Origin of the sequence: Arthrobacter sp. B2a2-09, from assembly GCF_027587375.1 — a bacterium.
Classification (GTDB): domain Bacteria; phylum Actinomycetota; class Actinomycetes; order Actinomycetales; family Micrococcaceae; genus Arthrobacter.
The window spans coordinates 1-215 of sequence record NZ_JAMXIC010000135.1 but is presented as its reverse complement, the minus strand read 5'-3'; the positions used below and the strand labels follow the sequence as shown (position 1 = coordinate 215).

Here is a 215-nt window from a genome sequence, read left to right as displayed (position 1 = left end):
TTCCAGGGCGACAGTGAACCCGCCCGCCTCCCCGGCTACGGCATCGTCCCCGCCGGCTGGGCCCGGACACTGCTCGCCGACAACACCGGCAACACCAAACGCGGCCAGGACGGGCAAGGCCCGGATCTGAAGGTCTGGCTCCGGCGCCTGTACACCGCTCCGGGAAGCGGGGACCTTGTCGGCGCCGATTCGAGGGCGCGGCTCTACCCGCCCGG

The 215-nt window shown here is 72.6% G+C and carries 1 pseudogene; it reads left to right on the top strand.

What is annotated here, in order from left to right:
• Positions 1 to 215 (top strand): annotated as a pseudogene (locus tag NFJ07_RS25875) (HNH endonuclease); the annotation flags it as partial.